The 13,368-nt window shown below is 62.6% G+C and carries 12 protein-coding genes; 6 read left to right on the forward strand and 6 right to left on the reverse strand.

All coding sequences use genetic code 11. The features are described from left to right. Window positions 1–43 precede the first annotated feature (43 nt). The gene (locus GSQ89_RS04445) at window positions 44–1,420 is read left to right on the forward strand and encodes an FAD-binding oxidoreductase (RefSeq protein ID WP_158922431.1); all 1,377 of its coding nucleotides are present in this window, start codon (window positions 44–46) and stop codon (window positions 1,418–1,420) included. A gap of 152 nt (window positions 1,421–1,572) precedes the next feature. On the opposite strand, the gene GSQ89_RS04450 is transcribed toward GSQ89_RS04445, so the two are convergent. The 5 genes from GSQ89_RS04450 to GSQ89_RS04470 all read right to left on the reverse strand — a co-directional run bounded on the left by GSQ89_RS04450 (window position 1,573) and on the right by GSQ89_RS04470 (window position 5,944). Then, entirely contained in the window at window positions 1,573–2,352 is a 780-nt protein-coding gene (locus GSQ89_RS04450) for a class II aldolase/adducin family protein (RefSeq protein ID WP_158922433.1), read from the reverse strand. 277 nt (window positions 2,353–2,629) lie between these two features. After that, window positions 2,630–3,037, reverse strand: a complete 408-nt coding sequence (locus GSQ89_RS04455; protein ID WP_254073074.1) for an RES domain-containing protein — start codon at window positions 3,035–3,037, stop codon at window positions 2,630–2,632. Beyond that, complete coding sequence (locus GSQ89_RS04460; RefSeq protein ID WP_158922435.1) at window positions 3,034–3,702, reverse strand: hypothetical protein; 669 nt, start codon at window positions 3,700–3,702, stop codon at window positions 3,034–3,036. The genes GSQ89_RS04455 and GSQ89_RS04460 overlap by 4 nt, the downstream gene beginning before the upstream one ends. Before the next feature lie 95 nt (window positions 3,703–3,797). Further along, complete coding sequence (locus GSQ89_RS04465; protein WP_158922437.1) at window positions 3,798–5,042, reverse strand: alpha/beta fold hydrolase; 1,245 nt, start codon at window positions 5,040–5,042, stop codon at window positions 3,798–3,800. Beyond that, complete coding sequence (locus GSQ89_RS04470; protein WP_174254826.1) at window positions 5,039–5,944, reverse strand: NAD(P)-dependent oxidoreductase; 906 nt, start codon at window positions 5,942–5,944, stop codon at window positions 5,039–5,041. Before GSQ89_RS04470 ends, GSQ89_RS04465 begins: the two co-directional genes overlap by 4 nt. Before the next feature lie 249 nt (window positions 5,945–6,193). Here GSQ89_RS04470 and GSQ89_RS04475 point away from each other — a divergent pair, with 249 nt between their 5' ends. From GSQ89_RS04475 to GSQ89_RS04490, 4 genes are all read left to right on the forward strand, one after another. Further along, window positions 6,194–7,486 (forward strand): WcbI family polysaccharide biosynthesis putative acetyltransferase, encoded by a 1,293-nt coding sequence (locus tag GSQ89_RS04475; protein WP_216856006.1) that lies wholly within the window; start codon window positions 6,194–6,196, stop codon window positions 7,484–7,486. Further along, window positions 7,483–8,331: a WcbI family polysaccharide biosynthesis putative acetyltransferase gene (locus tag GSQ89_RS04480; RefSeq protein WP_158922441.1), complete on the forward strand. Its 849-nt coding sequence runs from the start codon at window positions 7,483–7,485 to the stop codon at window positions 8,329–8,331. The genes GSQ89_RS04475 and GSQ89_RS04480 overlap by 4 nt, the downstream gene beginning before the upstream one ends. Window positions 8,332–8,437: 106 nt before the next feature. Then, window positions 8,438–9,784, forward strand: coding sequence for an ABC transporter substrate-binding protein (locus GSQ89_RS04485; protein WP_158922443.1), 1,347 nt, complete (start codon window positions 8,438–8,440; stop codon window positions 9,782–9,784). A 131-nt stretch (window positions 9,785–9,915) separates the two neighbouring features. Continuing rightward, window positions 9,916–10,149 (forward strand): acyl carrier protein, encoded by a 234-nt coding sequence (locus GSQ89_RS04490; protein ID WP_158922445.1) that lies wholly within the window; start codon window positions 9,916–9,918, stop codon window positions 10,147–10,149. Between the two features lies 1 nt (window position 10,150). Here GSQ89_RS04490 and GSQ89_RS04495 read toward each other — a convergent pair whose 3' ends face one another. Next, on the reverse strand, window positions 10,151–11,257 hold the full coding sequence (locus tag GSQ89_RS04495; RefSeq protein WP_158922447.1) for a hypothetical protein: 1,107 nt from the start codon (window positions 11,255–11,257) through the stop codon (window positions 10,151–10,153). A 142-nt stretch (window positions 11,258–11,399) separates the two neighbouring features. Between GSQ89_RS04495 and GSQ89_RS04500 the strand changes: the two genes are divergently transcribed. Then, complete coding sequence (locus GSQ89_RS04500; protein WP_158922449.1) at window positions 11,400–13,214, forward strand: HAD family hydrolase; 1,815 nt, start codon at window positions 11,400–11,402, stop codon at window positions 13,212–13,214. Window positions 13,215–13,368 lie beyond the last annotated feature (154 nt).

Below are 13,368 nucleotides of genomic sequence, written 5' to 3' on the forward strand. Positions count from 1 at the left end.
CACCGGTCCAATCCTGCGCCAACCAAGTAAACGGGACCCGTCCATGCCTGTCGAAGCCGTTATCGCCGCCGCCCGTGACTTCCTTGGGGACCGCATCACCACCAACGCGGCACTGCGCGACCATCACTCGCACGGCCAGGACAGCCAGCCGCCGGTCCAGCCCGACGCCGTCGCGTTCATCGAAACCACCGAGGAGGCGTGCCGCCTGATGGCGCTGTGCCACGCGGAACGCGTGCCGGTCGTGCCCTGGGGCGCGGGCACATCGCTGGAAGGCCACGTCACCCCCGTCCGCGGCGGCATCACCCTGGACCTGTCGCGGATGAACCGCGTGCTGGACGTCAGCCAGCCGGACATGGACTGCCGGGTCGAGGCCGGCGTGACCCGCGAGCAGTTGAACGTCCACCTGCGCGATGTGGGCCTGTTCTTCCCGGTCGATCCCGGAACGTCGGCCTGCACGATCGGCGGGATGTCGGCCACGCGAGCCTCCGGCACCAACGCTGTGCGCTATGGCACCATGCGCGACAACGTCATGGGATTGACCGTGGTGATGCCGGACGGGCGGTTGATCCGGACCGGGGGCCGCGTGCGCAAATCCGCCTCCGGCTACGACCTGACCCGCCTCTTCGTCGGGTCGGAGGGAACACTGGGGATCATCACCGAAATCCAGCTTCGGCTGCACGGCATCCCCGAAGCGGTTTCCTCCGCCACCTGCCAGTTCCGAACGCTGCGCGATGCGGTGGAAACCGTGATCGCCATCCTGCAATTGGGCATTCCAGTCGCCCGCATGGAATTGCTCGACGACGTGCAGATGGCCGCCTGCATCGCCTACTCCAAGTTGGAGGGGCTATCCGAACTGCCGACATTGTTCTTCGAGTTCCACGGCACGCCGGCAGGTGTCGCCGAACAGGCAACCCAGGCGGAGGAAATCGCCCTGGGTTTCGACGGTCTCGGCTTCGCCTGGGCCACCGAAGCCGCCGCCCGCGCCAAGCTCTGGCAGGCTCGGCATGATGCTTACTGGGCGTGTTTGGCCCTGAAGCCAGGGCATCAGGGGATCGCAACGGATGCGATCGTGCCGATTTCCCGCCTGAACGAGGCGATCCTGGGCGCCAAGGACGACATCGCCGCTTCCGGGCTGACCGCGCCGATCGTCGGGCATGTCGGCGACGGCAATTTCCACACCGTCATCCTGGTACCGCCCGAACCGGACGGCATGGTTCGGGCCTGGGAACTCGACAAGAAGATCGTCGGCCGGGCGTTAGCTCTGGGTGGGTCGTGCAGTGGAGAACACGGCGTCGGCCTTGGCAAGCGCGAGTTCCTGGAGCAGGAGCACGGCGCCGAGGCCCTGACGGTCATGCGCGCCGTGAAGCAAGCGCTGGACCCGCGCGGCGTGATGAACCCGGGAAAGATTTTCCTGAATTAGGGCTCGCCGGGAAATAAACGAATCGGCTGGCGGGGGCCGTCAGCCTCTCATCGTCATGGCGGAACTGGGCGACCGTGCCGACATCGAAGCACTTATTTATCCACGAAGCCTTAGCGAAGTCCCCCGGTTCGCGGTGAACCGGGGGCAGGCCATCAGCTCCGGTAGTCGGGTTTGCCGTCCTCGATCAGGCGCAAGGCGGCGTCCCAGACCATGGCGTAGTGTTCGTCGTGCTCGTGCGCCTTGAACTGGTCGGAGGTGTGCTGGCAGACCTCGGGCGGCGGCAGGATCAGTTCGCGGCCGCCGGACATGGCGTCGACCTGGGCGGCGCAGGCACGTTCCAGCATGTAGATGTTCAGGAACGCCTCGGGGATCGAGGTGCCGCCGACCAGCAGGCCGTGGTTGCGCAGGATCATCGCCTTGTGCTGGCCGAGGTCGGCGACCAGGCGTTCCCGCTCATCCAGGTCCAGGGCGATGCCTTCGTAACCGTGGTAGCCGATGCGGTTGTAGAACTTGCAGGCATGCTGGGACAGCGGTAGCAGGCCCTCCTTCTGGGCGGACACGGCGATGCCGGCGGCGGTGTGGGTGTGGATGACGCACATCAGGTCGTGGCGCGCCATGTGGATGGCGGAATGGATGCAGAAGCCGGCGGCGTTGACGTCGCGGCTGCTGAGGCCGCGGGTTTCCTCGACGATGGTGCCGTTGACGTCGATCTTCACCAGGTCGGAGGCACGCATGTGCTGGAAGTTGACGCCGTACTTGTTGATCAGGAAGTGGTCTTCCTTGCCGGGCAAACGAGCACTGAGGTGAGTGTAGATGAAGTCGGTCCAGCGATGATGGGCGATCAGGCGATACAGCGCGGCGAGATCGCAACGGATCTGCCACTCGGCTTCGGAAACGCCGGCGAGGGAGGCCGGGGAGGTCTCGATGTTCATGGCGGGGTATCCTCGTATTTTTGTGGCCGGCAGAGTCGGCGTTGCGGGCGGTTGCGTCAAGCTATTCTGCTGGCTTGCGCCTACGATGGCGCCATACCGACGCCGTATTGTTCGGCCACCTCCCAAAACCAATCCTGGTCCAGGTCGATCTGCGGCTGAATTCCCGGACGGCGGGCGCGGCACGTTCGAAGATGGCGTAACAAAGCGCCTCATCATCATGCCGAGCATGGTAGGCAATTCCATCGTACGTGCCGGGATGAGCAGACAGCGCTTTCGATCAGGCCTGCGGCACATCGTACGGTTTTCCGCCGTGTACCACCTGAGCCGTTGCTCCCAGGCGCGCCAAACCCGGCCCAGCCATTCGAACGAACCGCAGCGGGCGAAGCACCTCGAGCGTGGTGTAGGCTTTCTTTGCCAGCAAATCCGAGGGAATTTGCGTCAGTCCAGGGGTTCGCAGAAAGGTTTCGGCGAAGGCGCCTTGCGCCGCTTGTGCCGTGTACAGAACACCGTAAGTGCCATCCGGCGCATTCAACCGACCATCGCGGCCGCGATCGAAGTAAATGGGATCGAGAGCGGCGGTGTAGAACCGATGCAGCACTTCGCCGGCTGCAACTGTCAGTTCGAGTGGGATGCGTGTTGTCAGGTCTCCGGGCGGCCCGGGTGCGGCCTCGGGCGGCGGTTTCACCCGCCTTGCATGCCCATCCCGCGCGCCGCCGAAACGACAAGTGCCACGTCACCACCGCGCAAAACATCGATCGGCTTGCGGCCGCCCAGGCGATCATCCGGGCGAACAAAAAAATTCAGCACCGCCCAAGGATTATGTGTCGGAAGTGCGTGCTGCACCTCCCTGAGGCCCGGCACCAGGCCATCGCGCGTAAACTGCACCGCCGGATAACGGCGGCGGTTGCTCGGCCCCGGCACCGCCAGAAGACTACCCTCCTTGACCCGTTTCTCTACTGCCTGACGTGAGACGCCATTCAGCAGTGCCTGTACCTCTTCGAGATCAAACGCCCCACCTGCCTCCTTCAGATCAGCGGCAGCAATTTGAGAGCCTTGCAGAAGGGCACGGGCACGAGGACCTAACGCGTAAGCATTGGTCTCGATTTCTTCGCGAGTCTGGTCGTGATCGATATCCTCTCCGTATTTCTTGCTGACAAATGCGCGCAACTTCTCCTTCGCCGCCGGTGACGCCGCAACGAAAGCAAAGTCGACACCCGTCGGCGGCCGTTCCCTGAGGACGAACTCATTCATAGGCTCAGGCAATGCGTATACGAGATCGTTGCCCTTGAACCGTACACGGCCGCCCTGTCGAGAGGATGAACGGGCAGGCGATTTTCGTGCTTGGGCCATCATTGCTCCTTGGGACCGGAACATGGGCACCCTTTGTCAGCGTGTCAACTTCGACAACCTGGACAACATGAGCGTGCGCAAGAGTTGTCGCAACCTTAACCCGCCAACTCCCCCAACACCGGCAGCAGATAATCGGCAAACAGCCGTGGATTCTCCGCAAACGGGAAATGGCCGATCCCAGGCATCGGGCGGAAGGTTACGCCGGGGATTTTGGCGGCAGTCGCCTCGGACAATTCGATGGTGCAGGAGTAGTCGTATTCGCCGGTCAGCATGAACAGGCGGCAGCGGTTGGTGTCGATGCGCCCTACCCTTTCCCGACCATCCCAGTCGCCCGAGTAAAACGCGATATCGCCGTAGAACACCGATGCGCCGCCCTGGCTGTAGTGCCAGGTGATGGTCTCCTGATACTCCGCCGGGCTTTGCGGGGCGCTGAGCGCTCGTATCCATTCGGGGACGAACAGGGACGAATTCACCTTCGGATCCACCGCCCAGGTGGTTTGGCGCTGGTTGATTTTGTCGCAGGCCTCGCAAGCGACGATGCCGCCGAAGGAGTCGGGGTGGCGGTAGGCGAGTTCCAGGCAGATTTCGCCGGACATCGAGGCGCCAAGGGCGATCGGCTTGTTCAGCCCGGCGGCCGCGATGAAGCCCATGATCAGGTCGACATAGAGGTCGGTGTTCAGCCGCCAAGATCCGGGGACGGCGCCCTCGGGCGGCAGGGATTTACCGTGCCAGGGCAAGTCGAACGAGACAAGGCGATGGCCGTTGGTGATGCGTTCGTCGGCCATCAGGCCGTGGAACTGGCGGCCGTCGGAGCCGGCGGTGTGCATGCACAGGACGTCCCGGCCGGAACCGGCGGTTTCATAGTAGATTTGATAGGTGGTGCCGCCGACGGTGACGGGGACATAGCCACCCTGAACTTTCGGAACCGCTCGGGGACCACCACGCGGGGCTAAGCTCAAGGGAACGGGCAGCGCATTGCCCAGGGTCAGCCATTTGCCGACCTCCAGGATACGGCGAGCGACATGAACATGCTGCATGAAGGCCCGTTGATCGCCCTGAATGACGAACTCCGGCAGGCGATAATGCATTGCGAACAGGCCGTGATGGTGGCGCGGCGGGATCGGCAGTAGGAACTTCGCCCATACCCCGGCCGGCGCCGACAGGGTGAAAGCCGGTTCGCCGCCACCGGGCTGGACCTTGCCATCTTCAAGGTTGAACACGGTCGTGTCTGCACCACTGGCGATGGCGAAACAGATCGACCAGGGGCCGGCCCAGGCGGCCAGGGACGCATCGCCGACACACGCCTTGCGCCAGGCGGCGGCCTCGGGGAAGGTGCTCATTGCGGGTCGATCACCTTCAGCACCACCGGGTGGTATTGGTCGCCATACCCGGCGGCGTCCGCCTGCTTCAACCGTTCCATCGTCAGCTTGGCGGCTGCCATGTCCAGACCGGACGCCTCGGCCATTTCCAGCGCGTAGGACAGGTCCTTCATGGCGTAGCGGGTGGAGAACGCACGCTCCGGGAACGTGCCGGGCAGCATCGATTTCGTGCCATGATTGCGCAGCACGAAACTATCGCCCGATCCCATCGCCATGGTCGGCAGCAGCACGTCGGCGGGGACACCGTTGCGGCGGCCGATGGCGATCGCCTCAGCCAAAGCGCCGCAGTGCTGGAACACCAGCATATTGTTGAGGATCTTCACCACCTGGCCGCAACCGATGGGGCCGCAATGGGTAACGTCGGTGCCCATCGTCTCTAGGATCGGGCGGACGCGGGCGAAGGTGTCGTCGGTGGCGCCGACCATGATGCTGAGTTCACCGCGCGAGGCGGCCTCGCGGGTGCGGGCGACCGGCGCGTCGGCGTAGAGAATGCCCTTTTCGGTCAGGCGGGCGCCGATCTGGCGGGTCAGTTCGACCGAGGACGTGCTGGTATCCACCACACACTGGCCGGCGCGCAGATTGGGTTCCAACTGCCCGACCACAGCGGCGACGGCCTTGCCGTCCGGCAGGGACAACAGAATCAGGTCGCAGGAAGCCGCTATCTGCTGCATCGACGCGGCCTTCACGCCGGATGCCGCGAGGCGTTCCAGCGGTTCGGGGCGAAGATCGTGCGCCAGGACCGGGATCCCGGAGCGGCGCGCCAGATGGCCGCACATCGGTTCGCCCATCACGCCGAGACCGATGAAACCGAGGGTGGAAATCCCCTGCCCTTTGGATAATTGCGGCGTGGATGATGCGGACATGGCGTTTCCCTTCCCGAAGATCGCGCTGTTTTCCGTGTACGCTCCACGGATGTCAAAGTCTGCATCACCGTTTCCAGGCGTCGGATCATGAGACAGAATGACGTCCCGTAAATGATATGCGTCATGCAACCATCATCGTCCGCTTGAACGCGGGGGGTGGACTGCTGTATTGATATTGGGCATTTTTGCTCAGGCGATAAACCGTCCCATACAGGTGAATTTTTGGACGCGGCTTTTGTCTTTGGAACCTTGGGAAATCTTTCGGCCGCCCTCGGCGCCGGGTGGTCGTCCGAGGAGGCGTTTAGTTGGGCCATTGGCGCCGAAAGCGAACTGACGCTGCCTTTGCAGGGCGACAGCCTGCCCACCATCCTGCGGTTCGACCTTCATCCCGCGATCTACCCACCAAAGATCGCCTGCCAACGGCTGATGATCCGAGCCGGCAAAATCGTGCTGGGATCGTTCGAGATCACGGCTCGGCAGACCCTTGTCATCCCGCTGCCGGCGGAACTGACCAGCGGCGCGGAACGCCTGGAACTCACGCTGGTTCATCCCGATGCCGTCCGGCCGCGCGATCATCTTCCGATCGATGATTCGCGACGCCTGACGTTATGCTTTCATTCGGCCAGTCTGGAGCGACCCGGACCGGACGGTGCTGGAGTGTCCTCGGCCGCGGAACCGGCAATGCTGGAGCTGGTTCACGGGGTAATCGCCGGCGACAGCACGGCGATGCGCATGGCCGAGGTGATCGGCAAGCTGCCCAGCCTGAGAGGCCGATTCGGCATCCGTTTCCTGGATCTGTCGAAGCCGTTGGATCAGGCGGTGGAACGCCTGCCACCGGAAACCCTGGAGACGATGCGGTTCTGCTGGATCCAATTGAATGCCGGCATATCGGAGAGGCGCGATTCGCTGCGCCAGCGTCTGGCCGCCGATTGCGTCCTGCGCACGTATTATGCGCCGATCATCCACGCGTTCTGGCCGTTCCAGGGACCGGATCCCAGGGCGGTGCCTGAACCGGGGCGTTACGATCCGTCGCGATATCCCTATGGTGACCGGCTCGCCCGGGCGCTCGCCGCGATGAACCTGCCCGACGACGTCACTTATCTGATGTATGAAATGTCGGCTGGCCAAGAGGCGCTGGACTTTGAGGAGATCTTCGCCAACGACCTTCGCCGGTGGCGGGCCGAAGGCCGGAAATCCGACCTGCAGCTCGCGAATTTTATCGAGGACCACCTGAGCACCAGCCGTCTTTTCATCGCCCCCAACCGGGTGGGACCGGTGTTGCTGCGGGAAATGGTCGGCCAGGTCCTTGACGATGGCCTGGTGCGCGATATCGCGACACCGGAAACGCTGGCGGCCGAACTCGATGCTCTGCTGGATGGCTACGCCGGCTGGCAGGAGGAAGTGCCTGTCCACAAGCGGGTCGCAGACCATTTCAACCTGGCCTGGTGGTCGCCCGACATGAAATACCGCTGGGAGAACAACCTGCGCACTTACCGCGAGTATATTCTCGACTACATCAGATGGGTGCAGTGGCGGCCATGAGCCATTCGATCCTGATCTACGCGAACTGCCAGGGTGAAGAACTGCAGAAGACCGGCCGCTTCATGCAATGCATGGCCGGGCGGCTGAACTTCAAGTGGATCCCGTTTCACCTTGTGACCGAACGCGACTGGGCCAGGACATACGGCCAGGACTTCATGACCGACGTGGTGACGGTGTGGGAGCAGGTGGAGACCGGCGGGCTGTCGTCGAACCGCGCGACCTTGCATGAACGACTCCCGAAGAATGTGCCCATCGTGACCTTTCCGCCGTTCACCGCGACCTGCCTATGGCCATTCGCCGGCAACGATCCACGCGTCGCGCGCGATCCGGACCGGTATCCGTGGCCGGATTCAATCGCCGCGGTCCTGTCGACCGAAGATCTGCCCGATGATGAACTGTTCGAGAAATATCTCCGCGTCACCGCCGAACGCATGCCCGATCTCGACCGGCGGTTGCGCCTGGACATCGCGCGCTGGAAAGCCGCCGATGCCATCGCCGACATTCCGCTATCCGAATGGGTGGAGAAGACATTCCAGACGGTGAGTCTGTTCCATACCAGCGGGCACATCACCGCACCCGCCGTCGGGTATCTGATGAAGCAACTGTTGAACCGCACCACCATCCTTCCCCCCGCACTCGCCCGGGCCGCGATCGGCGATGTCGATATCCTGTTACGCCGGCACACCGGGCAGAATTTTGAGTGCGTGCCGATCCACCCGCTGGTGGCCGAACGACTGAACCTTCGCTTCTACGATCCGGACGCGACATATCGCTGGCATGCGCATGAGTGGACGTTCCGGCAATACATACTGCACTACATTCGTTGGGCGGATTATCTGGTGTAGGATTGCCTGTTATGGCCAGGCTGCTCTAGCCTGCCTGGAACATGGCGCCGGTCGGCGGCTGTGAAAAACGGCTCCGGTACCGGTGCCGGATAAATCAGGAGGTTACGTGACCAGTCAGGCAAAGAAAGTATCCCGTCGGCGCACCTTGAAGCTGGCGGCGGCATCCGCAACGCTTCCATTGGTCCATATCCGGACGGGTCGGGCCGCGGGCAAGGTCTCGATCGGCTTCTGGGATCACTGGGTTCCGGAAGGCAACGAAATCATGAAGAAGCAATGCGAGGCATTTGGCGCCGCGCATCAGGTGGAGGTGCAAGCCGATTTCATCACCTCGGTCGGGTCGAAGAATATCCTGACGATAGCGGCTGAAGCGCAAGCCAAGACCGGACATGACGTTCAGCAATTTCCTGAGTGGGAGGTGCAGAACCACGCCGATCAGCTCGAGCCGATCGATGATGTGATGAAGCGACTGACAGACAAATATGGTCCCGTGGCCGCCGCGAGCCAATATTTGTTCAATATCAAGGGGCATTGGTTGGCGGTGCCAAGCAGCGCCGGCAATCAAAACAAGGGTCCATGCGGCCGCATCTCTGTCCTGAAGGACGTTGCGGGACTGGACATCGTGAAGATGTATCCCTCCGGCGCCGATGCCACGCCGGACGCCGACAACTGGACATACGACACGCTGCTGAAGGTTGCCGAGGCCTGCAAAAAGGCCAACATGACCGTCGCCGTCGGGCTCGGCACCACGCCCGATTCCGTCGATACGGCCGGATCGATGTTCGCCGCGTTCGGGGCTGATCTCATCAGCGCGAAAGGCGATATCAACGTTCACACCGACAATGTGCGCCAAGTGCTCGAATACGCCCAGCAACTGGTCAAATACCTGCCCGAGGATGCGGTCAGCTTCGATGACGCATCGAACAATCGCGCGCTGATCTCGGGCAAAAGCGCGCTGATCTGGAATCCACCCTCGGCCTGGGCTGTCGCCAAACGCGATGCCCCCAAAGTGGCCGCGGATTGCTGGACATTCCCCGCGCCCAAAGGTCCCAAAGGGCGGTTCCTGCCGCTGGGCGCATTTTCCTGGGGTGTGTGGAATTTCAGCGCCAATAAGGCAGCCGCGAAAGACCTGATCGAGTTCTTGTCGCAGCGGGAAAATGTCGAAGCGCGGTGTACCGTAACCCAGGGTTATGATGTCCCGCCATTTGCCAGCATGACGGACTTCAAGATCTGGGCTGAAGTCGAGCCCCCCCGAGGCACCGTTTACCACTACCCGATCCGCAAGTCGCATCATCAGGAGAATTGGATCGCGATGGCCCCTGCCCCACCGGAGATCGCGGTGCAGGCTTACAACCGTGGCACGCTGCCAACGATGCTGGCCAAACTGCAAAGCGGGCAGTCCATCAAGGAAGTACAGGATTGGGCGCAAGACGAGCTTGAAGGCTTTACCCGCTGAGTTCGGCTTGATCGGCGTTTCCGCATCCGGCGAATGGGGCCAACCGGCGAGCCGGCATAACGCCGGTTGGTACGAATTCCAGTGCGGATTAGGCGAAATCCGCTGCTTTCCGCGTGAAAAGGAATGATCGTATGGCGGAAGATTCACTGCTGATCTTGATCGCGGGGACCCTGGGGATCGATCCGTCGGAGGTGACCGATAACTCCGACATGTCCAACACGCGCAAATGGGACAGTCTCCGGCAGATCATGCTGATGACCGAACTGGAAACACATTTCGGCTGCGAACTCAGCGACCAGCAGATGCTGGAAACGACTTCGGTGGCGAAAATCCGTGCGCTGCTGGCCCGTCAAGGTGTGGGCTGACTCAGTCGCCGATCAGCGAGATACGATAGAACGCCACCGCGAGGCGCCGGTCGTCATTCTGTCCGGTGGCCGCGCGCGGGCTGGTCGCCGCGGGGTGATCCAGCACGATCTCGACCCTATCCCGGCCGTGCAACAGATGAGCCGGGACCGCGCAATCAACCTTGCCACGCGGCAGCGGATCGAAGGTGTGAATCAGTTGGCCGTTGACGGTGACACCCAGCGGCTGTGCCGCGAGCGCGGGTGAGGCGACGAAGGGAACGACTTCCATTTCGAGCCGGTAGCTGTGCGCCGCCGCAGGTTTCGCCATGGTCAGGACGCTGCGCTGATCGATCGACCATGTGAAGCCGTTTTCGGGACCCGACCACCCGTCGCCTTGGCAGGCGGCTGCATTGCCCTCGTGTCCAAACACCGTGTCGATACGCCTTGGCGGCGATGCGGCCGTCGTCGCCTCGGCCGGAACGGTGGAGCGGATCGCATGGGCTTCGCGCAGCATTGTCAGCCAGGAGGGAAGATCGAAATCCGGTGCGTTGTCCCGCCGAGCCAATCGGGTCACGTAGCCGATCATCAGCGTGTCGTCGACGATCGTCACGGTGCCGGGGGGATGACCGGACCGGGTCGCCTGCACCCAAAGCAGGGTGGCGGGACCATAGGCGGACAGCGCCGCGCGAAAGTCCAGCAGGTCGTTCGCCGACACGTCCTCATTCTGGCGAAAAACCATGATTTTTTCGGGCTTTTCAAGATCGGCAATCAACTTGTCGATCAAAAAGCGAACGTTTCGGACCTGCTGCCGATGCAGCACCGCGGGGTCGGCTTCGCCAATTTTCACGTGGGCATGATAGATAAAATCGTATTTGGTCAGCTTGATCATGTATTCGCTGTTCTCGGGCTGAACACGGACATGTTCGGGGTCCGCCATGCCTGCGAACCGTGCTGCCATCGCCCGTGTCAGGTGCCGCACGGGGGCGCCGGCGAACCGGAACATGCCAAGCGGTTCGGCCCCGACCCGGCGTTGCACAAGGCCCAGTTCACAACTGTCGCCCAGGCTCTCGAACTGAAGGACAAGGTCTCGATCGGACAGTGGTGATTCAACCGGGATGTCGATACTCATCGTGCGATCTGGACCCTCTGCCGTGCGCCGCCTGGGCCGTTTATAGTCGGCTGGCGCGATTTCCCACAACGAACACTGTCTGCGACCGAGGATGGATTGTAGGATGGGATGAAATCGTCGTGCGGAAGGATTTAGCGACCCTATGCTTGATCGTCCAACGTCCACAGCCACGTTCCTGTCGAGCCTTGGGTTTGGCGACAAGCCCGCTACCCTGCCGTCGATTTTCCAGGCAGGGGACCGGATTTTCGACGCTGCCGCCGAACCGTCCGCGATCCCGGGCGGCACGACGATGCAGCTCATTGCTGTCGTGGGGGCGCTTACCATCGATTACCTGGCGCGGGCGATCGCCTGCTCGGTTGTACAGGAAGGGGTTTTTCCCTTTGTTTACCAGGCACCGTTTGGTTCGTACGTGCAAGAGGTGCTCGATCCCGGATCCGGCCTGCATGGTTTTGGTCCCGAACTTGTGGTCATCGCGCCGGACTGGCGCGACATGGTCGTATCGCTGCCGGTCGATGCCTCCGCCCGCGACGTCGACGCGGCGCTGGCATCGAAGGTGGGGCTGTTGCAGGCGATGTGGGGACAGCTTGCCGGAAAGGATGTGAAGGTCATTCAGCATGTGCTGGTTCCGCCGGCCTGGCGCTATCGCGGGGTGGCGGAACGGCTGGCACCGGCTTCACCGGCGAACCAAATCCGGCGGTTGAATGAGATGCTGCTGGAGGCGGGGCGTGGCCTCGTCACCTGGGTCGATATGGACGCGCTGGCGCGGGAAATCGGCACGCGGCGGTTTGCGCCGGCGAAGTTCCACCATGCCGCCAGGCTGGACCACGACCCGAAATTTCTGCCGGATTACCTGCCGCTGTTCCGCTCGGCCTGGCGGTCCGCCAATGCCCGCGCCAAGAAGGTGCTTGTGCTCGATCTCGACAACACGCTGTGGGGTGGCGTGATCGGCGATGATGGTGTCGAGGGCATCGCGCTCGGTTCGGAGTCCCCGGCCGGTGAGGCGTTCGCGGATTGGCAGCGTTATGTCAAGGCATTGGGCGAGCGGGGGGTAATTCTTGCTGTTTGCTCGAAGAACGATCCAGCGGTGGCCGCTGCGGGGTTCGAGCATCCACATTCCGTTCTTCGGCGATCGGACTTTTCCGCGTTCGAATGCTCCTGGAACGACAAAGTCGCTGGCTTGCGGCGGATAGCCCGCGACTTGAACGTCGGTATCGACAGTTTTGTCTTCTGTGACGACAATCCGGCGGAATGCAACCTGGTGCAGCGGGAATTGCCCGAGGTGGCGGTGGTCTGCCTGGGTGCCGATCCAGCCGCGTTCGTCGATCTGTTCGACGCGGGGCATTGGCTGGACACCGATCATTACACGCGGGAGGACCTGGGGCGTGCCGCCGCCTATACCGCGCGCGCCGCGGCGTTGGCGGAGCAGGCGGAGGCAACCGATTTCGCCGGCTATCTGGCCGGTCTGGGGATGAAGGGGTCCTTGCAGCGGCCACGCGAAGCCGATATCGCCCGGGTCGCACAATTGGAACTGAAGACCAATCAGTTCAACGTCACGACCCGACGTCACAGCGAAGCGGCGATCAGGGGCTTCCTGGATCGGAACGATGCGATTGTATTGGCGTTCCGTCTGGCGGATCGTTTCGGCGATCACGGGCTGACATCGACATTGGTGGCGTTCCACGAAGGCGACACAGTCCGGATCGATAGCTGGCTGATGAGCTGCCGGATTTTCTCGCGTTCGGCGGAGCAGTTCATGATGCACGGCCTGATCGCGATCGCAGCGGAATTAGGGGCAAAACGCCTGCTCGGTGAGTATCTGCCAACGCCGAAGAACGGCGTGGTCGAGGATCTTTACCCCCGACTTGGGTTCGCCTCGGCGGAAGGATCGTTCTTCATCAGGGACATCGGCGGGCCGATCGACAATCTGGTTACATACGTAACCGATTCGCCGGTATGATGTCGACCGGCGTTATCGCTGGCCCCATCCGATAGGGGTCGGGAAGTTTCCTCCCCGACCTCCGAACCGTGCGTGCGGTTTTCCCGCACACGGCTCTCCAGTCGCTGGTTTCCTCATCGGGGGTGTCTCGCGTCTTCACAGGCTGTAACCAGGG

The sequence above is a fragment of the Acidisphaera sp. S103 genome (genome assembly GCF_009765975.1).
Taxonomy (GTDB): Bacteria; Pseudomonadota; Alphaproteobacteria; order Acetobacterales; family Acetobacteraceae; genus Rhodopila.

Excerpts from the sequence above, each read along its gene's own strand:
- GSQ89_RS04490 (WP_158922445.1), top strand. The coding sequence starts at position 9,916 with ATGGCGGAAGATTCACTGCTGATCTTGATCGCGGGGACCCTGGGGATC.
- GSQ89_RS04445 (WP_158922431.1), top strand. The coding sequence starts at position 44 with ATGCCTGTCGAAGCCGTTATCGCCGCCGCCCGTGACTTCCTTGGGGAC.
- GSQ89_RS04465 (WP_158922437.1), bottom strand. The coding sequence starts at position 5,042 with ATGAGCACCTTCCCCGAGGCCGCCGCCTGGCGCAAGGCGTGTGTCGGC.
- GSQ89_RS04450 (WP_158922433.1), bottom strand. The coding sequence starts at position 2,352 with ATGAACATCGAGACCTCCCCGGCCTCCCTCGCCGGCGTTTCCGAAGCC.
- GSQ89_RS04480 (WP_158922441.1), top strand. The coding sequence starts at position 7,483 with ATGAGCCATTCGATCCTGATCTACGCGAACTGCCAGGGTGAAGAACTG.
- GSQ89_RS04500 (WP_158922449.1), top strand. The coding sequence starts at position 11,400 with ATGCTTGATCGTCCAACGTCCACAGCCACGTTCCTGTCGAGCCTTGGG.
- GSQ89_RS04460 (WP_158922435.1), bottom strand. The coding sequence starts at position 3,702 with ATGGCCCAAGCACGAAAATCGCCTGCCCGTTCATCCTCTCGACAGGGC.
- GSQ89_RS04495 (WP_158922447.1), bottom strand. The coding sequence starts at position 11,257 with ATGAGTATCGACATCCCGGTTGAATCACCACTGTCCGATCGAGACCTT.
- GSQ89_RS04470 (WP_174254826.1), bottom strand. The coding sequence starts at position 5,944 with ATGTCCGCATCATCCACGCCGCAATTATCCAAAGGGCAGGGGATTTCC.